Raw genomic sequence first — 18884 nt, forward strand, 5'->3', positions numbered from 1 at the left:
CATCACGCCTCTCCCGTTTTGGCCTGGTGCTCGACACCGGCGTTGGTCATCACCGTGTAGAATACCCAGCAGACGATCAGGACGATCAGATTGTAAACCAGCGACAGTGCCGCGGCCTTGCCGAGGTCGAACTGTCCCAGCGCGATCTTGACGAGCTCGATGGACACGAACGTCGTCGAATTGCCGGGGCCGCCGCCGGTGACCACGAACGGCTCCGTGTAGATCATGAAGCTGTCCATGAAGCGCAACAGCACCGCGATCAGCAGAACACGGTGCATCTTCGGCAGCTGGATGGCGGTGAACACCGCCCAGCGCGACGCGCCGTCGATCTGCGCAGCCTGATAGTAGGCGTCGGGGATCGACTTCAGGCCGGCGTAGCACAGCAGCGCCACAAGGCTCGTCCAGTGCCAGACATCCATCACGATCACGGTTGCCCAGGCATCCAGCTCGTTGGAGACATAGTTGTAGTTCACGCCGATCTGGTTGAGCGTGTATCCCATCAGCCCGATATCGGGCCGGCCGAACACCTGCCAGATGGTGCCGACCACGTTCCACGGGATCAGCAGCGGCAAGGCGAGGATCACGAGACAGGCCGCAACCCGCCAGCCGTCGCGCGGCATCGACAGCGCGACGACGATGCCGAGCGGAATCTCGATGGCGAGAATGATCGCCGAGAAGATCAGGTTGCGCCACAGCGAGGCGAGGAAACGGCCACCGAGGTCGGTCGAAGGATCGAGCAGTTCCTTGAACCAGCCGATCCCGTTCCAGAAGAACTGGTTGTTGCCGAAGGTGTCCTGCACCGAATAGTTCACCACCGTCATCAACGGCAGCACGGCCGAGAACGCAACGATGAGGAAGACGGGCAGCACCAGCAGCCAGGCTTTCTGGTTGACGGTTTTCTCCATCAGACCGCTCCCTCGACCAACTGGCTGTCGGCATAGACATGAACGCGGGCCGGATCGAACACCAGGCCCACCATATCGCCCTGGATGGAAAAGCCGTTGGGCACCCGTGCGGCGAGCTTCTGCTCCCCGATCCGCACCCGGGCGAAACGGGCTCGCCCGAGATCGTCGACACGCTCGACCTGCGCGGACAGCAGCTCGGATGCCGGCTGCGCCACGGTGACGAACTCCGGCCGCACGCCGATCTCGATCCGGGCGCCGGCCGGCAGCGTCGGATAGCTGCGCTCAAGCGCGATGACATGGCCGTTGATCCGCGCCGCACGGCCATCGACCTGCGCCGGCAGGATATTCATGCCCGGCGAGCCGATGAAATAGCCGACGAAGGTATGGGCAGGCTTGTCGAACAGCTCCTGCGGCGTGCCGCTCTGCACCACCCGGCCGTCATGCATCACCACCACCGTATCGGCAAAGGTCAGCGCCTCGGTCTGGTCATGGGTGACGTAGATCATGGTGAGATCGAGCGCGTTGTGCAGCGCCTTGAGTTTCGAGCGCAGCTCCCACTTCAGGTGCGGGTCGATCACGGTGAGCGGCTCGTCGAACAGCACCGCGGCGACGTCGGAGCGCACGAGGCCGCGTCCCAGCGATATCTTCTGCTTGGCGTCGGCGGTGAGCCGCTGGGCCTTGCGGTTCAGGTCCGGCGTGAGGTCGAGCAGCCTTGCGATCTCGGCGACCCGCGCCTCGATCTGGGCGCGCGGCACACCGCGATTCTTGAGCGGGAAGGCGAGATTCTCGCCCACCGTCATGGTGTCGTAGATCACCGGAAACTGGAACACCTGGGCGATGTTGCGTTTCTGGGTCGGCAGCACCGTCATGTCGGCGCCGTCGAACAGCACCTTGCCGCGGGACGGCGCGACGATCCCCGAAATGATGTTCAGAAGCGTGGTCTTGCCGCAGCCGGACGGGCCGAGCAATGCATAGGCGCCGCCCTGCCGCCAGGTCATCGACAGCGGCTTGAGCGCATAGGATTCGACCGGCGCGTCATTGCCACCGTAGGATTTCGCCAGATCGACCAGATCGATGCGGGCCATGATGCAAACCTCACATCGACGCCGGGGCGGCCACGAGGCGCCCGGAAGGATCAAACACGAAGACATCGTCGGGGCTGAGCGCCGCCTGCAGGTGATCGCCTGGCTGGAATTCATGCACTCCCGACAGCACGGCCACCCAGTCGATGCCCGGCTGGCGCAGATGCACGAAGCTCTCCGATCCGGTGATTTCGGTCAGGATCACTTCGGTCGCGAAGGCGTGCTGGCCGGCGGCGCCGTTCGCCACCTCGAGCTGGTGGGCGCGGAAGCCGACCCGGTAGGCGCCATCGCCGAGCGAAGCATAGAGGCCGCTGGCCGGCGCCTCCACGCGCCCGTCATAGACGACCTTTGAGCCGCTCTTCTCGATGCCGATGGTGTTGAGCGGCGGATCGGAGAACACCTGCGCGACGCGCAGCGTGTCCGGCTGACGGTAAACCCTCGGCGTCGCGCCCATCTGCAGCGCCTGCCCTTCCCACATGCAGATGGTGTTGCCACCGAGCAGCAACGCTTCCGACGGCTCGGTGGTGGCGTAGACGAAGATCGCGCCCGACGCCTCGAAAATGCGCGGCAGCTCGGTGCGCAGCTCCTCGCGCAGCTTGTAGTCGAGGTTGGCGAGCGGCTCGTCGAGCAGCACGAGGTCGGCGCCCTTGACCAGCGCCCGCGCGATCGCGGTGCGCTGCTGCTGGCCGCCGGAGAGCTGCAGCGGCGTGCGCGACAGATAGGGATCGAGCTTCAACAGCCGCGACGCCTCGCGCACGCGCTGCTCGATCTCCTCGCGCGGGCGCCCCTGCACGCGCAACGGCGAGGCGATGTTCTCATACACCGTCAGCGACGGATAGTTGATGAACTGCTGGTAGACCATCGCCACCGAGCGCTTGCGCACGTCGAAACCGGTGACATCCTTGTCATCCACCAGCACACGGCCATGGCTCGGCTTGTCGAGCCCGGCCAGGAGGCGCATCAGCGAGGTCTTGCCGGCGAGCGTCGGGCCCAGCAACACGCTGAGGGTGCCGCGCTCGAGCGTCAGCGACACGTCGCGGATATAGGGGACGCCGTTCACCTCGCGCGCGACATGGTCGAGGGTGATGCTCACGGCCGCGCTCCCGCTTCCCGCAGCGACGGCTCGGCGGCGCGTTGCGCCGCCATCCAGCGGTCGAGCTCCGCCACTTCCTCCGCCGACAGGCGCAGGCCGAGCTTGGAGCGCCGCCACACCACGTCCTCCGCGGTGCGCGCCCATTCCACGGTCATCAGATAGCGTACCTCGCTTTCGGTGAGCGTCGCGCCGAACGAGCGGCCGAGATCGGCAGCAGACTTCGCCCGGCCCAACACCTGCTTGGCGCGACTGCCATAGGCATGGGCGAGACGTTCGGCGTGGGTCCGGGTCAGGAAGGCGTATTCCCGCAGCAGTTCGTTGGTGAGCGCCGGAATCGCCGAAACGTCGAGATCGCCGCCGGGCAACGCCGCGCGGGCGGTCCAGCCTTCCTTCGCCTTGGTGCCGGGCAGGAAGGCCGCGATGTGCTCCAGCGCTTCCTCGGCAAGGCGGCGGTAGGTGGTGATCTTGCCGCCGAAAATCGACAGCAGCGGCGCCCCGCCCGGGGTATCGAGCTCGAACACGTAGTCCCGCGTCGCAGCCTTGGCGTCACTGGCGCCGTCGTCATACAGCGGCCGCACGCCGGAATAGGTCCACACGACATCCTCCGGCGTCACCGGCTTGGCGAAGTACTCGCTGACAGCTTCGCACAGATAACGGACTTCCTCATCGCTGATCTTCACCTTGGCCGGATCGCCGTCGTAGTCGCGGTCCGTGGTGCCGATCAGCGTGAAGTCGTTCTGGTAGGGAATGGCGAAGACGATGCGGCCGTCCTCGTTCTGGAAGATATAGGCACGGTCGTGGGCATAGAGCCGGCGCACCACGATGTGCGAGCCCTGCACCAGGCGCACCTTGGCCTTGGCGTTGACACCGGCACGCTGTGACAGCACTTCCTCGACCCAGGGACCGGCGGCGTTGACCAGCGCGCGGGCGCGAATCGTGTCTTGCGCCCCGGTCAGCAGGTCCTGCACGGTGACCTCCCAGCCATCGGCGGTCCGCCGCGCCGCGGTGGCGCGGGTGCGCGTGCGGATGACGGCGCCGCGCTCGGCGGCGTCCAGCGCGTTGAGCAGCACGAGACGCGCATCGTCGACGAAGCAGTCGGAATATTCGAAGCCACGCTGGAAGCGGCCGGGCGCGAGCGGCAGGCCAACCTCGTCGCGCCGCAGATCGACCGAGCGCGCCGGGGGCAGCAGCTTGCGGCCGCCGAGATGATCATAAAGGAACAGCCCGAGCCGCAGCAGCCAGGCCGGCCGCAAGCCACGGTGATGGGGCAAAACGAAACGCAGCGGACGAATGATGTGGGGCGCGATCTGCCACAGCACCTCGCGCTCCATCAGCGCTTCGCGCACCAGGCGGAATTCGTAATATTCGAGATAGCGCAGGCCGCCATGGATGAGCTTGGTCGACCAGGACGACGTCCCGCTCGCCAAGTCGTTCATTTCGCAAAGGAAAACTGAATTCCCGCGCCCCACGGCATCCCGCGCGATGCCGCAGCCATTGATCCCACCGCCAATGATAGCGAGGTCGAAGACCTGATCCACGAGACGCTTCCCCCGGCGCTCGCCTCTGGGCGAGGCGATTTCGCTTTCGGGTTCGGATTAAACCATTCCCAAAAACGAAAGCAAGCGAAAGATTATCGAAAGCATCAGCTGGCTGTGGGGAGCCGTGCCACGGTCGCGACCGCGCCATCATCCGCCTCGCCCTTGTCCTCACCACCCCCCCTGGGCCGGGTCTCGATCACCTCGATGCCGCGCTCCTGGCACATGGCGCGGAAGCGTGGCGGAATGCCGGTATCGGTGACGAAGGTCTGGATCTGGCCGATATGGGCGATGCGCACCGGCGCGCTCCGCTCGAACTTGGTGGAATCCGATACCAGCATGACGCTGCGGGCATTGGCGATGATGGCCTGCGCCGCCTGCACCTCGCGATAGTCGAAGTCGAGCAGCGCGCCCTCCTCGTCGATCGCGGAGGCGCCGATGATGGCGTAATCGACCTTGAACTGGCCGATCAGGTCGATGGCCGCCGAGCCGATCACGGCGCCGTCCGCCCGGCGGACATTGCCGCCGGCCACGATCACTTCGATACGGGGGTGGCGATAGAGCAGCATCGCGACATTGAGGTTGTTGGTGATGACCAGCAGGTCCTCGTGAGAGACCAGCGCGCTCGCCACCTCCTCAGTGGTGGTGCCGATATTGATGAACAGCGAGCAGCCGTTGGGAATCTGGGCAGCGGCAGCAATCCCGATCGCCTTCTTCTCATCCGCTGCGACAAACCGGCGCGCCTCATAGGCGAGGTTCTCGACGCCGGACGCGATGATGGCGCCACCATGCACCCGGGTCATCGAGCGGCGGTCGCAGAGGTCGTTCAGATCCTTGCGGATCGTCTGGGCCGATACCTCGAATCGTCGCGCCAGGTCCTCGACCGTGACGCGTCCGACCGAGCGGGCGATATTGAGAATTTCCGATTGGCGATGGGTCAGTCCGGCCACAGCGATCACCACATGACGCAAAAAGCGTCACATGGTGATCCATGTTCCCCAATGGGGTCAACTCGCGATTTCGGGGAAGCCGCGACCTGCCGTCCCCCGCGGCGGCCTCAAGCCGCCGTTGCGCCGGCGCGACCGCCCTCGCTGCGGTCCTGCTTGAACCGTGTGGCGGCACGTTCCGCCTCCCGCGCGCTGCGGAAGTAGCGGCCTTCGAGAGAATTGAAGTCGTGGGTGGCCGCGAAGAACCGGTAACCGGACTTGTCGCGGACAACGATTCCAGCCGTTTCGGAACTCACTTCGATGATGTAGCTGTCAGACATGGCACTCCCGTCGCCGGCATGACACCAGCGCTCCTGCGCACTAACACTGAAAAGACGAAAAGGTTCAGTGCCGGCAGCGACAACAGCCCGTCGCAGCCGAGAGATGCCGCGGAGAGAACCGCGGCAGGAGACATGTCGAATCCAGGCGACGCCACCGGCTGTTTTCACGCTTCCGAATCCGGATCATGTTCCGTGCCGCCCCTCTAATCGCGTTGCGCGACAACGCGATGACGCCAACATCAAGGTTTCGCGTAGGTTCCCACCGGCAGGCTGACAGCGGCGAGACGCACCGCATCCTCGTCGCGGTCGATCGCCACATATTCGCCCTGCCAGTACGTCAGCGCCGCCGTCTTGCCGGCGACCCGTACCGCCTCGACACGACCGATCACGATCGCATGGGAATGACGATGGATCACCTCTTCGATCCGGCAATCGAGCGCCGCAAGGCCATCGGCGAGCACCGGCACGCCGGTCGCCAGCGTCGACCACTGTGCGCCCTCGAAACGCGCAGCGCCCGTGGCGCCGCCCCGTCCGGTGAAGCGGTCGGCAATGTGCTGCTGGTCCGCATGCAAGATGTTGACGGCGAACGCGCCGTACTTCTCGAACAGCGGCCAGGATGACGACGAGCGGTTGATGCAGACCAGAAGGCTCGGCGGCTCCGCCGACAGCGACGTCACCGAGGTCACCGTCATGCCGGAGATGTCCTGATCGCGCCCGACCGTGATCACGCTGACGCCGCCGGCGAGCTGGCGCATGGCATTGCGGAAGCTCGCGGCGGAAACATCGAGATCGGTCTGGACGATGCGAACGAGCGAATTCATAGGGGCACCTGTGATGACTTGTCGTCGGCTGCATCCTGCAGCAGGTCGCGCAGAATGGTTTCCTCGAGCGCGGCGACCGCCGCCGATCCGCGGCTGCGCGGCCGCTTCAGATCAATCTGGATATCGTTGGCGATGCGCCCGTCCTCGAGCACAAGAACGCGATCGGCGACCGCGACGGCTTCGGCGACGTCGTGGGTGACGAGAATTCCGGTGAAGCTCTGATCCGACCACACCCTCTCCAGCAGCCGTTGCATGGTGATTCGCGTCAGCGCGTCGAGGGCGCCCAGAGGTTCGTCAAACGCCAGCACGCGCGGGCGGCTGACAAGAGCCCGCGCCAGCGCAACGCGCTGCTTCTGGCCCCCCGACAGCACCGCCGGCCACTGGTCACGCTTGGCATCGAGTTCAACCTCATGCAAGGCGCGCTCGGCCTGTTGGCGTGCGTCCGGCGAGCGCCGGTCGGCGCCGAGGCCGACCTCGACATTGCCAAGCACGCGCGCCCAGGGCAGCAGCCGCGGCTCCTGGAACATCATCCGCACCTGGGCCTTGGCGTTGTCCTGCTCGCCAAAGGTGATGCTGCCGGCATCGGCGCTGTCGAGCCCCGCGATCAGTCGCAGCAGCGTGCTCTTGCCGCAGCCGCTGCGGCCCACGATGGCGACGAACTGCCCGGCGGGAATGTGCAGGTCGATGCCGCGCAGCACCTCATGATCGCCGAACGCCTTGCGCACCCCGCGCAGCGTGATCGGCAGCCCGCGCGCGGTCGATGGCACGGCCGCGCGAGCGACCTCGGCCTCGCGCAGAAGGCCCGCGCCATCGATGGCGCGCGCTGACGCCGGGGCAAAACGAAGCGGTTGCTGCATCACCATCCTCACTGTTTCTGGAACGCCGGATGCCATGTCAGCGTCAACCGCTCGAGCAACCGCGAAGCGCTGTCGGCGAGTTTGCCGAGCAGTGCGTAGATCAGGATGCTCAGCACCACCACGTCGATCAGCATGAATTCACGCGCCTGCATCGCCATGTAGCCGAGGCCGGACGACGCCGCGATGGTCTCGGCAACGATCAGGGTCAGCCACATGATGCCGAGCGCAAAGCGCAGGCCGACAAAGATCGAGGGCAGCGCACCGGGGAAAATGACCCGGCGGAACAGCTCACCATCGCTCATGCCGTAGCTGCGCCCCATCTCGATCAGCTGCGGATCGACGGTTTTGATACCGTGCAGGGTGTTGAGGTAGATCGGGAAGAACACACCGAGCGCCACCAGGAACAGCTTGGCGGCCTCGTCGATGCCGAACCACAGGATCACCAGTGGTATCAACGCGAGATGGGGCACATTGCGCACCATCTGCAGCGTGGTATCGGTCAGGCGGTTGCTGAGCCGCGACAGGCCATTGGCAAGGCCGAAGGCGAAGCCAATGCCGCCGCCGATCAGGAAGCCGATCGCCGCGCGCCAGAAGCTCACCCAGATATTGCGGGCGAGCTCACCGGACAGCAGCAGTTTCCACCCCGCCAGCGCGACGTCGCTCGGCGCCGGCAGTACCCGCGTCGAGATCCAGCCCGCGACACTCGCCGCCTGCCAGATCGCGATGATCAGCAGCGGCACGATCCATTGCGTGAGGCCGTCGAGCCGCGGCAGGGAATCAATCAGACTCATGACTGCGACGCCTGCTTGTGAAGAGGCCGATGCTCGTTGGCGATGGTCTCGCCGAACGGGCCGGTGTTGACCCGCAGCGGCGTCACGTTCGCCGCGCTGTTCAGCGACAGCAGCGGGAACACCAGCTCAGCGAAGCGATACGCTTCCTCGAGGTGCGGATAGCCCGACAGGATGAAAGTATCGATGCCCAGCGCCTGATACTCCTTGATGCGCGCTGCGACCGTCTCCGGATCACCGACCAACGCCGTGCCGGCGCCGCCGCGGACGAGGCCGACACCGGCCCACAGGTTCGGGCTGATCTCGAGCTTGTCGCGCCGGCCGCCATGCAGTTGCGCCATGCGCTGCTGACCGACCGAATCCATTCGGGCGAAAATCTTCTGGGCCGACGCGATGGTGTCGTCGCTGACGTGCTGGATCAATTCGTCCGCCGCCTTCCATGCTTCCGCATTGGTCTCGCGCACGATGACGTGCAGGCGGATGCCGAACGACACCTTGCGGCCGCGCTGCTGCGCCACCGCGTTGACATGGTTGATCTTCTCCGCCACCGCTGCCGGCGGCTCGCCCCAGGTCAGATACTTGTCGACAGTGTCGACGGCGACATCGATGCCGGCATCGGACGAACCGCCGAAATAGAGCGGCGGGCCGCCGGCCTGGTGCGGCGGAAACAGCAGCCGTCCGTCTTCGATGGAAAGGTGCTTGCCTTTGAAGTCGACGGTCTTTTCTGCCAGCAGGTCGCGGTAGACCGACAGGAATTCGCGGGTGACCTCATAGCGCTCGTCGTGCTTGAGGAAGATGCCGTCCCCCTTGTTCTCGACGGGATCGCCGCCGGTGACGACGTTGATCAGCAGCCGGCCGTCCGAGATGCGGTCGAGCGTCGCGGTCATGCGTGCGGCAACGCTCGGCGACTGCAGGCCCGGCCGCACCGCCACGAGATAGCGCAGGCGGCGGGTCAGCGGCACCAGCGCCGAGGCCACGATCCAGGAATCCTCGCAGGAGCGCCCGGTCGGCAGCAGCACGCCGTAATAGCCGAGCTCGTCGGCCGCCTGGGCGATCTGGCGCAGATAGGACAGACTGACGTGACGCCCCCCCGTGGTGGTGCCGAGATAGCGACCATCGCCGTGGGTCGGCAGGAACCAGAGGACATTGGCGGTGGGAGACGGAGCGACGGTCATGAGCCGGACTTTCGAGCGATATCGGAAACAGTGATGGGCTTGGGGATCAGCCCGAGCTGATGGAACGTGTCGGCCAGCTTCTGCTGCTCGGCCAGCACCTGGGTGTCGATCGGCTTGATGCCGTAACCCTGGCGCTTCAGCGCCACCTCGAGCACCGGCACCGGCAGGCCGACGGACGGGCTGAGCTGCTCGGCAACGGCATGGATATCGGACTTCGCCCAGGCATCGACCTCACGCAAACTGTCGAGCAGCGCATCGAGCACCTTCGGGTCGGTCTCGAGGAATTTCTGCGACGCCAGATAGAACTGGGTGTTCGGCACGGTGTCAGTGCCGTCTGACAGCACACGGGCTTCGAGCGAAGCCTCCGCCGCTGCCTGGTAGGGATCCCAGATCGCCCAGGCATCGACCGAGCCGCGCTCGAACGCGGCGCGCGCGTCCGCTGGCGCCAGGAACACCGGGGTGATGTCCGCATAGTTGACGCCGGCCTTCTCCAGCGCCTTGACCAGCAGGAAGTGGACGTTGGAGCCCTTGTTGAGCGCAACGCGCTTGCCCTTGAGGTCGGCGACGTTCTTCAGCGCGCTGGCCTTGGGCACCAGGATCGCCTCGCCCTTCGGCGCTGGCGGCTCATAGGCAACGTAGCGCAGCGGCACGCCGGCGGCCTGGGCGAACACCGGCGGCGCCTCGCCAGTGTTGCCGAAGTCGATGGCACCGACATTGATCGCCTCCAGAAGCGGCGGGCCGGACGGAAACTCGGTCCAGGTCACGCTGTAGCCGAGCGCCTTCAGCTTCGGCTCCAGCGCGCCCCTGCTCTTGAGCAGCACCAGCTTGCCGTATTTCTGAAACCCTATCCGGATCTCCTGCGACGCCGGCGCGGCAAACAACGTCGCCGGCGCCAGCGACGCCACAGCGGCGGCGGAGGCGGCCAGCAATTGCAACAGACGACGGCGTTTCATGACGATCTCCAGACAAATCCCGATGAAAGATGTGAGTAATCCATCAACTTGATCAAGTATTTGACGAAGAAAACGACACCCGTGCTGCCGACGCCACGCATGGCGCACGATTTTTCCAAACAGGGAACGGGAATTGGAAGACGATTTGCCAGCCGGCCGGCACTGCTTCGAACCGCGTCGCTGCCCGGGGGGGCTAAGCCGATCAGATTGCTAGGGAAAGCCGTCGAATCCACAACATCGCGCTGGAATTATTCTATGAAGGTCGCTATGGAAGGTTGATTATTTTAGTCGATCACTTCGTGACGATAGAATCTTCCAAGGAACGGGTTGTGCGGCATGCTGACGGCGAAGGGAAAATACGGCTTGAAGGCTCTCGTGCATCTGGCGGCGCTCGATCCCGGTGAAACCGCCCAGGCCAGCGACATCGCCAAATGCAACAACATCCCGAAGAAATTCCTGGACGCGATCCTCGGTGACCTGCGCAACGCCGGCGTGGTCCAGAGCAAGAAGGGCCCGGGCGGCGGCTATGCACTGGCGCGCAAGGCCGCGGCGATCAAGGTCGGCAACGTGATCCGTGCGCTGGACGGTCCGCTGGCGCCGATCGCCTGCGCCAGCCGCACCGCCTATCAACCCTGCCGTGACTGCCGCGACGTCAAGGCATGCAGCGTGCGGCTGACCATGGCGAAAGTGCGCGACGCCATGTCGGACATTCTCGACACCATGACCATCGCCGACATGCTTGCCAGCCCGAAATCTTCACGCGGTACCCTCAAGGCGCTGCGGGGCTGACCTCTGCCGGATCGCGCGCGATCACTTGCGGGTGGCCAGTCTCGTCGATCGCTACATAGGTGAAGTTGCCGTCAGTCACCAGGATCGTGCTGCTCTCCTTGCGTCGCGTCACCCAGGCCGCGACATGGATCGTGATCGAGGTTCGGCCGATCCGGATCATCGAACAGTGCACCGAGACCACGTCGCCGACATAAACCGGCTTGCGGAAGGTCATGGCGTCGATCGACACCGTGACCGTGCGCTGCCTGGCGATCTTCGACGCCATGATGCCACCGGCGACATCCATCTGGCTGAGCAGCCAGCCGCCGAAGATGTCGCCGTTCTGGTTGGTGTCCGCCGGCATCGCCAGCGTGCGGATGCAGAGCTCGCCGCCCGGCGCCGCTGGCGGCGGGGCAGCATGGGCGGAAGAGGTGTCACTCATGATATGGATCCGGTCCCTGCTTTCGTGGCCCTGAAATCGTCCCAACCGGCGTCCGGCTTGAAGCGGTCGCCAAAGCGGTTGGCGAGACCTTGCAATGTCGCCATCACATCGGCAACCCCGCGGGTGCGCGCATAATTCAGCGGGCCGCCGCGGAACGGGGCATAGCCGGTGCCGAAGATCATGGCGCCGTCGACCACGTCTGGATCGTCGACGATGCCCTCACGCAGACAGGCGACGCAGACATTGGACATCGGCAGGATCAGGCGGTCGGTCATCTCGGTGGTGGGCTGCGCGATCGCCGGGGTCTTCTGCGCCTTGCCGTCCTTCCAGTCGTAAAACCCCTTGCCGGTCTTGCGGCCGAGGTCGCCCTTGGCCACCTTCTCTCGAAGCCAGTCCGGTGCCGCCGGCAGGCTGTCGCCCATGCGCGTGCGCAGCATGTCGCCGACCGCCAGGCAGATGTCGAGGCCGACCTGATCGGCGAGCTCGATCGGCCCCATCGGCATCCCGAACCGTTCCGCGGCCGCGTCGATGGTCGCCTTGTCGATCTTCTCGTCCAGCATCACCATGGCTTCGAGCATGTACGGCGTCAGTGCCCGGTTGACCAGAAAGCCCGGCGAACTCTTCACCGACAGCGGCAGACGGTCAATCGCGCCGACGAACGCCTTCGCGGCGGCGAGCACCTGCGGATCGACCGCATCATGGCTGACCACCTCGACGAGTTGCAGCCGCGACACCGGATTGAAGAAGTGCAGGCCGACCAGCCGTTGCGGCGAAGCCAGCGTGGTGCGCAGGTCCTGCAACGGAATGCTGGAGGTGTTGGTGGCGAGAATGGCGGTCGGCTTCATCCGCGGCTCCAGCGCGGCGTAGACCTTCTGCTTGAGGTCGAGCCGCTCCGGCACCGCCTCGATGACGAGGTCGGCGGCGCGCACGCCCTCCCCGGCCATGTCGGGGATCAAGCGGTCGAGCGCATCGCGCACATCGACCGGCTTGCGGACGATCTTGCCGAAGAGATCGGCCGCGCGCTTGACCGCGCCGGCGATCGGCTCGGCCTTCATGTCGGCCAGCGTCACCCGCAGGCCCTGATGCGCACACCAGGCGGCGATGTCGCCGCCCATGGCGCCCGCACCGATGACATGCACATGCCTGACCTCATTGCCTCCGCCGGCCAGCTTCTTCATGCGTTCACGCAGGAAGAACACCCGGATCAGGTTCTGTGCGGTCGGCGTCACCATCAGCCGGGCGAACGACGTGCGTTCGTTCGCCAGCATCGCGACCTTGTCGCCGCCGTGCTTTTCCCACAGATCGATCAGCGCGTAAGGCGCCGGATAGTGCTCGCGCGGGGCCGCCTTGGCGGCTTCGGAGCGCATCCGGCTGGCGAGCAGCCCGCGCACCGGCGCAAAATTCATCACTGCATTCAGCGGGCCGGGCTTCGCCCGCTTGAGGCGGCCGAACACGGCGTCCCTCGCCGCATTGCGGACATGGCGCTCCTGCGTCACCGCATCGACGAGGCCAAGCGACTTCGCGCGGCGGGCATCGATGGTCTTGCCGGTCAGCATCAGGCTCATCGCCTCGGCCGGGCTGATCAGTTCGGTCAGCCGCGCCGGGCCGCCAAGGCCGGGATGCAGGCCAAGCATGACCTCGGGAAAGCCGAACCGTGCATTGTCGATGGCGATGCGCATATTGCAGGCGAGCGCGATCTCGAGCCCGCCGCCAAGGCAGAAGCCGTGCACCACGGCGACCGTCGGCAGGCGCAGGGCCTCCAGCCGATAAACCACCGCATGGGCGCGCACCATTTCGATCTCGACCTGGTGCGCATCGCTGGCGCCGCGGAACTCGTTGATGTCTGCGCCCGCGATGAATCCGGAGGGTTTGGCGGAGCGGATCACAAGACCCGCCGGCCGCTCGGCCTCCAGCGCCGTGATCGCCTTGTCGAGTTCCTCCATCACCTCCGCCGACAGCGAGTTGGCGCTGGCGCCGGCGCGATCGAACAGCAGCCAGGCGATGCCGTCGTCATCGCGCGTCAGGTGGAAATGGCGATAGGCGCTGTCGGCCGCAGGCGTCGGCCCGAGCTCGAGCACACGGTCGGAAAGAACGTCCAGGATCCGGCTGTCCATGCTCATGCTCACACCGTCTCGATCAGCATGGCGCCGCCGAGGCCGCCACCAATGCATTCCGTGGCGACACCACGTTTGGTGCCCAGCCGTTTCATGGCGTTGACCAGATGCAGCACGATACGGTTGCCCGACGTGCCGACCGGGTGGCCAAGACTGATGGCGCCGCCATCGACATTCAGCCGGTCCCGATCGATGGCGCCGGCCGCACCATCGAGGCCGAGCACCTTGCGGCAGAACGTATCGTCCCTCCAGGCCGCAAGGCAGCCAAGCACCTGGGTGGCGAAGGCTTCATTCAATTCCCAGGTCTCCACGTCCTGCAGCGTGAGATTGTTGCGCTTGAGCAGCGCGGTGGCGGACAGCACCGGACCGAGGCCCATGATCGACGGATCGAGCGCCGCCCAGGCGCTGTCGACGATCACGGCTTTCGGCGTCAGAGCGTGCTTGCGCACGGCATCCTCGGACGCGAGGATGATCCAGCTGGCGCCATCGGTGATCTGCGAGGAGTTGCCGGGGGTCACCTGCCCCCACGGCCGCTCGAACGCGGGCTTGAGGGCGGCAAGTTTCTCGACGCTGGAGTCGGGGCGCACGCCGTCGTCGTGGTCGTAGAAGCGGCCCTGACGATCGAACGCGGTCTCGACCTCGCCTTTCAGCCAGCCCTGCTCCTGGGCGCGTGCGAGGCGCTTGTGGCTCTCCACCGCATAGGCATCGGCATCAGCGCGGGTGATGCCGAACAGATGCCCGACCACTTCGGCGGTCTGGCCCATGTTGAGGTCGGTGATGGGATCGGTGAGGCCGCGCTCGAGCCCAATGATCGGCTTGAACGTGGCCGGGCGCGCCTTCGCCAGCGCCGCGAGCTTCGCCAGCGCGCCCTTGGCGGTGGCGAGCCCGGCGAACCAGCGCACGCCCTTCTGCGACCAGACCAGCGGCGCGTGGCTGAGCGCCTCGGCGCCCCCGGCAAGGATCAGGTCACCCTTGCCCTGCTGGATATAACGATAGGCCGTGTCGATCGACTGCATGCCGGAGCCGCAGTTGATCTGTACCGTGAACGCGACCATCTTCTCGCCCATTCCGAGGCGCAGCGCCGCGACACGGGCCGGGTTCATCTCGTCGGCAATGACATTGACGCAGCCGAGGATGACCTGGTCGAAAGCGTCCGGCGCGAATGGCTGGCGCGCCAGCAGCGGCCGGCCGCATTGCACGGCAAGATCGACCGGTGTGAACGGCCCCGGCCCGCTGCGGGCCTTGAGGAACGGGGTTCGGCTTCCGTCGACGATATAGACCGGGCGTGTCATCAGCTTGCCGCTCGTGTGTTGAAGTTCATGTCACGGCGATCGTGCAACCGCGCGCTCATGGATGACAAGACCTCCGGTGCAAAATCGTCGACTTCGACCACCCTGGCGACCGCGTCACGGGCGGCGGCAAGGCGCTCGGCCTCGGCCGCGGTGATGATGCCATTGCGCAGCGCCTCGCCGGGATCGCGGATGCGCGCCGAGCGCATCTTCTTGACGATGTCGTCATTGGCGGTGACCAGCGCGAACGCCTTCTCGAGCCGTGCGACGCCACGGTCGTCGTCGATGTGGGAGATGTTCGGGGTCAGCCGCTCACGCGCCGCCGACGGCTCGAGGATGAGCTGGGCGAGCCGATGCACCACGCCATCCGACGGGCCAACCGCGCGGGCGCCGAACGGCTGGACGATCAGCCTGAGCGCGAAGGCGACGAAGCGGTTCGGCAGATTGGCCAGGATCTCAGCGAAGCGGGTCTCGATGGTCTTCAGCCCGCTCGCCATGCACCATTCCAGCGCCGCGAAATCCGCCTCCTGACGCCCCTCGTCCTCCCAGCGTTTCAGCGCCGCGGAGAGCAGATACAGCTCCGACAGGATGTCGCCGAACCGCGCCGACAGCATCTCCTTGCGCTTGAGCGCGCCGCCGAGGGTCAGCAGCGCCATGTCGGCGCACAACGCGAACGCTGCCGCATGGCGCGACAGCTGGCGATAGAACGGCGTCGCCGGGCCGGCGTCGGGCGCCGGCGCGAACGCCCCGCCGGTCCAGCTGCGGCCCAGCGCCCGGAAGGTATTGGCGACGGCATGGCCGACATGGCCCCAGAGCGCCTTGTCGAAGGCATCGAGGCCCCGCGCCGCATTGTCATCGGCAAGCGCCGTCATCTCGTTGAGCAGATAGGGATGGGCGCGGATCGCGCCCTGCCCGAACACGATCAGGTTGCGGGTCAGGATGTTGGCGCCCTCCACCGTGATGCCGACCGGCACTGCGCGATAGAGATTGCTAAGATAGTTCTGCGGACCATCGATCACCGCCTTGCCGCCATGGATATCCATGGCGTCGTCGATGGCGATGCGCATGCGCTCGGTGGCATGCAGCTTCATGATGCCGGAAATCACCGCGGGATGATGCCCCTCGTTGAGTGCCGCACAGGTCAGGCGGCGCGCGCCATCGAGCAGATAGGCGGTGCCGGCGATGCGGGCGAGCGGTTCCTCGATGCCCTCGAACTTGCCGATTGCCACGTTGAACTGCTCGCGGATGCGCGCATAGGCGCCGCTGGTGCGGGCGCAATAGGCCGCGGCTGCCGCCGACAGCGACGGCAGCGAGATGCCGCGCCCGGCTGCAAGCGCCGTCATCAGCATCTTCCAGCCCTCGCCGATGCGCTCCTGGCCGCCGATGATGAAGTCGAGCGGCACGAATACATCGCGGCCCCAGTTCGGGCCGTTCTGGAACACCTGCATCGACGGCAGGTGGCGATGGCCAATCTCCACGCCCGGCAGACCGGTCGGGATCAGGGCGACGGTGATGCCGAGCTCCTCGGTCGGACCGAGCAGGTGGTCAGGGTCATACGCCTTGAAGGCGAGGCCGAGCAGCGTCGCCACCGGCCCGAGGGTGATATAGCGCTTGTGCCAGTTGAGCCGCAGCCCGAGCACCTCGCGCCCCTCGAACACGCCCTTGCAGACCACGCCGCGGTCGACCATCGAGGCCGCGTCTGAGCCAGCTTGCGGGCTGGTGAGGCCGAAACAGGGAATCTCGCGCCCGTCGGCGAGGCGCGGCAGCCAGCGCTCGCGCTGCTCCGCAGTGCCAAAGCGCATCAGCAGCTCGCCGGGCCCCAGCGAGTTCGGCACCATCACCGTGACCGCCGCCGCAACGGAGCGCGTCGAGATCTTGCGCACCACCTCGGAGTGGGCATAGGGCGAGAAGCCGAGGCCGCCATATTCCTTCGGGATGATCATGCCGAAGAACTTGTGGCGCTTGACGAAGTCCCACACCTGCGGCGGCAGGTCGCGCAGGTCCCAAGTGATGGTCCAGTCGTCGAGCATGGCGCAGAGCTCGTCGACCGGGCCGTTCAGGAAGGCCTCTTCCTCGGCGGAGAGCCTGGCCTGGGGGTAAGCCAGCAGCTTCTGCCAGTCCGGGGTACCGGTGAACAGGTCCGCATCCCACCACACATCACCGGCTTCGAGCGCCTCCCGCTCGGTATCGGACATTTCCGGCATCACCTTGCGCGCCCAGGAGAAGATCGGCTTCGTGAGCCAGTCGCGACGAAACGTTGACGACGTCATGATGATGTCCCTTGGATGGGGGTGCAGGGCAGCGTGCGGGAACCCGGGCGGAATCCCGCGCCGGCGGCGCGGCGCAGCGTGCCGACCGTAATGTCCTCGCCCTTACAACTTGCGGTGAGAATTGAGCAAAATGACATGAACCCGCCCGTCCGCTGTTAACGATCGGACGGCTACACCGGTTCCATGCAAGGGGATCAGTCCGGCCGCAGCATCTCGAACATGATCTCCGGCGTGATTTCGGCATAGTCCCCCATCCGCCCGGCGCGCAGGATGGGGTGCGCCTCGGCGGTCTGATAGACGCCATCCCGGATCAGCGCACGGTCGATATAAACCGCCACCACCTCGCCGAGCGTCAGCCAGCTCGGGACCTTGTTACCTTCCTTATCCTGCAACTGGATGACCTGGAGCACCTTGCACTCCATGGCCGCACGGCTTTCCCCCACTCGCGGGACATTGACGAAGCGCCCGGGGACCGGGGTCAGCCCGGCCAGGGTGAACTCATCAACGCCATGCGGCACCTGGGCGGAGCTGGCGTTCATCTGCCCGGCCAGTTCCTTGGTGGCCAGATTCCACACGAACTCGCCGGTCTCCATGACATTGCGCACCGAATCCTTGGAGCCGATGCTGGAAAAGCCGATGATCGGTGGCTTGTAATTGAAGGCGTTGAAGAAGCTGTAGGGTGCGAGATTGACCTGACCGTCCTTGTCGCGGGACGAGATCCATCCGATGGGGCGCGGCCCGATGATCGCGTTGAACGGATCGTGCCTGAGGCCATGACCCTGCTTCGGCTCGTAGACGTGGAAATCCCGCTCGCTCATCGCTGCCATCCGCTGCTAGGTCATGCCTGCCACGCCATACGGCGCTCGCGGCCACTCAATCAAGCAGGATGTCGCGGCGTCAACGCTGCGATGACAAAATCAATCATCTGCTCGAGTGTCGGGCCCGGCTTGTGGGCGCACTGGGCGATCATCTGCGGATGGAAGAAGCGGCTCATCGCTGTCGCGGTCGTCATCGCGGCGAGCGCGAGGTCGGGCGCCGCGAACACGCCCTGCTTGACGCCGTCGTCGATCACCTTGCCGATGATGCCGGTCAGCCGCTCGAAATGCGCGTTGCAGACCTGCCAGTCCTCCTCCATGGCCATCGCGACCATCTGGTGGATCTTCTCGTCACCGGTGTAGCGCTCGACGTTCATATGATGGATGGACGCGAGCAGCCGCCGCAGCCGGCTGACCGGCTCCAGATCCTCGAACGCGATCGCGGTTGCGGCAATCTCGACCTCGCCCATCAGCCGGCGCGCCACCGCCTCGTGGATCGCCCGCTTGGAGTCGAAGAAGCGGTAGACGTTCGCCGGGCTCATGCGCAGAGCCTTGGCGATGTCGGCGACCGTGGTCTTCTGGTAGCCGATCTCGCGAAACAACCGTTCCGCGGCGACAAGAATGCGCGCGGGGGTGTCCGTCTCACTGCTGTCGGCGACCATGACCATTGTTGTGCTTCGTCCTCCTCGAGGCCGCCGAACTCGGCGGCG

The 18884-nt window shown here is 65.9% G+C and carries 18 protein-coding genes; 1 reads left to right on the forward strand and 17 read right to left on the reverse strand.

Going from position 1 to position 18884, the window contains the following annotated elements; all coding sequences use genetic code 11:
• Positions 1–2 precede the first annotated feature (2 nt).
• The 11 genes from AB4Z37_RS00630 to AB4Z37_RS00680 form a co-directional block, all read right to left on the reverse strand.
• Complete coding sequence (locus AB4Z37_RS00630; RefSeq protein ID WP_441514741.1) at positions 3–905, reverse strand: carbohydrate ABC transporter permease; 903 nt, start codon at positions 903–905, stop codon at positions 3–5.
• Positions 905–1990, reverse strand: a complete 1086-nt coding sequence (locus AB4Z37_RS00635) for an ABC transporter ATP-binding protein (RefSeq protein ID WP_441514742.1) — start codon at positions 1988–1990, stop codon at positions 905–907. Before AB4Z37_RS00635 ends, AB4Z37_RS00630 begins: the two co-directional genes overlap by 1 nt.
• A 10-nt stretch (positions 1991–2000) precedes the next feature.
• Positions 2001–3080 (reverse strand): ABC transporter ATP-binding protein, encoded by a 1080-nt coding sequence (locus AB4Z37_RS00640; RefSeq protein WP_441514743.1) that lies wholly within the window; start codon positions 3078–3080, stop codon positions 2001–2003.
• The gene (gene glpD, locus AB4Z37_RS00645) at positions 3077–4618 is read right to left on the reverse strand and encodes a glycerol-3-phosphate dehydrogenase (protein WP_441514744.1); all 1542 of its coding nucleotides are present in this window, start codon (positions 4616–4618) and stop codon (positions 3077–3079) included. The genes AB4Z37_RS00640 and glpD overlap by 4 nt, the downstream gene beginning before the upstream one ends.
• 104 nt (positions 4619–4722) lie before the next feature.
• Positions 4723–5565, reverse strand: a complete 843-nt coding sequence (locus tag AB4Z37_RS00650; protein ID WP_441514745.1) for a DeoR/GlpR family DNA-binding transcription regulator — start codon at positions 5563–5565, stop codon at positions 4723–4725.
• Positions 5566–5672: 107 nt separating this feature from the next.
• Complete coding sequence (locus tag AB4Z37_RS00655; protein ID WP_441514746.1) at positions 5673–5882, reverse strand: hypothetical protein; 210 nt, start codon at positions 5880–5882, stop codon at positions 5673–5675.
• Between the two features lie 239 nt (positions 5883–6121).
• A complete protein-coding gene (locus AB4Z37_RS00660; protein WP_441514747.1) occupies positions 6122–6703 on the reverse strand; it encodes a flavin reductase family protein in 582 nt (193 codons plus the stop codon).
• Positions 6700–7560, reverse strand: coding sequence for an ATP-binding cassette domain-containing protein (locus AB4Z37_RS00665; RefSeq protein ID WP_441514748.1), 861 nt, complete (start codon positions 7558–7560; stop codon positions 6700–6702). The genes AB4Z37_RS00660 and AB4Z37_RS00665 overlap by 4 nt, the downstream gene beginning before the upstream one ends.
• Positions 7561–7568: 8 nt before the next feature.
• The gene (gene ssuC / locus AB4Z37_RS00670) at positions 7569–8351 is read right to left on the reverse strand and encodes an aliphatic sulfonate ABC transporter permease SsuC (RefSeq protein WP_441514749.1); all 783 of its coding nucleotides are present in this window, start codon (positions 8349–8351) and stop codon (positions 7569–7571) included.
• The gene (ssuD, locus tag AB4Z37_RS00675; RefSeq protein WP_441514750.1) at positions 8348–9523 is read right to left on the reverse strand and encodes an FMNH2-dependent alkanesulfonate monooxygenase; all 1176 of its coding nucleotides are present in this window, start codon (positions 9521–9523) and stop codon (positions 8348–8350) included. The genes ssuC and ssuD overlap by 4 nt, the downstream gene beginning before the upstream one ends.
• Positions 9520–10476: a sulfonate ABC transporter substrate-binding protein gene (locus AB4Z37_RS00680; RefSeq protein WP_441514751.1), complete on the reverse strand. Its 957-nt coding sequence runs from the start codon at positions 10474–10476 to the stop codon at positions 9520–9522. Before AB4Z37_RS00680 ends, ssuD begins: the two co-directional genes overlap by 4 nt.
• A gap of 336 nt (positions 10477–10812) precedes the next feature.
• Here AB4Z37_RS00680 and AB4Z37_RS00685 point away from each other — a divergent pair, with 336 nt between their 5' ends.
• Positions 10813–11265, forward strand: coding sequence for an RrF2 family transcriptional regulator (locus AB4Z37_RS00685; protein ID WP_441514752.1), 453 nt, complete (start codon positions 10813–10815; stop codon positions 11263–11265).
• Here AB4Z37_RS00685 and AB4Z37_RS00690 read toward each other — a convergent pair.
• The 6 genes from AB4Z37_RS00690 to AB4Z37_RS00715 all read right to left on the reverse strand — a co-directional run bounded on the left by AB4Z37_RS00690 (position 11246) and on the right by AB4Z37_RS00715 (position 18842).
• On the reverse strand, positions 11246–11686 hold the full coding sequence (locus AB4Z37_RS00690; RefSeq protein WP_441514753.1) for an acyl-CoA thioesterase: 441 nt from the start codon (positions 11684–11686) through the stop codon (positions 11246–11248). The genes AB4Z37_RS00685 and AB4Z37_RS00690 overlap by 20 nt on opposite strands.
• Positions 11683–13800 carry a 3-hydroxyacyl-CoA dehydrogenase NAD-binding domain-containing protein gene (locus AB4Z37_RS00695; RefSeq protein ID WP_441514754.1) on the reverse strand — a complete coding sequence of 706 codons (2118 nt, stop codon included), beginning with the start codon at positions 13798–13800 and terminating at the stop codon, positions 11683–11685. Before AB4Z37_RS00695 ends, AB4Z37_RS00690 begins: the two co-directional genes overlap by 4 nt.
• 8 nt (positions 13801–13808) lie before the next feature.
• A complete protein-coding gene (locus AB4Z37_RS00700; protein ID WP_441514755.1) occupies positions 13809–15092 on the reverse strand; it encodes an acetyl-CoA C-acetyltransferase in 1284 nt (427 codons plus the stop codon).
• Positions 15092–17359, reverse strand: a complete 2268-nt coding sequence (locus tag AB4Z37_RS00705) for an acyl-CoA dehydrogenase (RefSeq protein ID WP_441514756.1) — start codon at positions 17357–17359, stop codon at positions 15092–15094. The genes AB4Z37_RS00700 and AB4Z37_RS00705 overlap by 1 nt, the downstream gene beginning before the upstream one ends.
• Positions 17360–17553: 194 nt before the next feature.
• Positions 17554–18177 (reverse strand): flavin reductase family protein, encoded by a 624-nt coding sequence (locus AB4Z37_RS00710; protein ID WP_441514757.1) that lies wholly within the window; start codon positions 18175–18177, stop codon positions 17554–17556.
• 59 nt (positions 18178–18236) lie between these two features.
• Entirely contained in the window at positions 18237–18842 is a 606-nt protein-coding gene (locus AB4Z37_RS00715; protein ID WP_441514758.1) for a TetR/AcrR family transcriptional regulator, read from the reverse strand.
• Positions 18843–18884 lie beyond the last annotated feature (42 nt).

The organism is Bradyrhizobium sp. 2TAF24 (assembly GCF_052115025.1).
GTDB lineage: Bacteria > Pseudomonadota > Alphaproteobacteria > Rhizobiales > Xanthobacteraceae > Bradyrhizobium_A.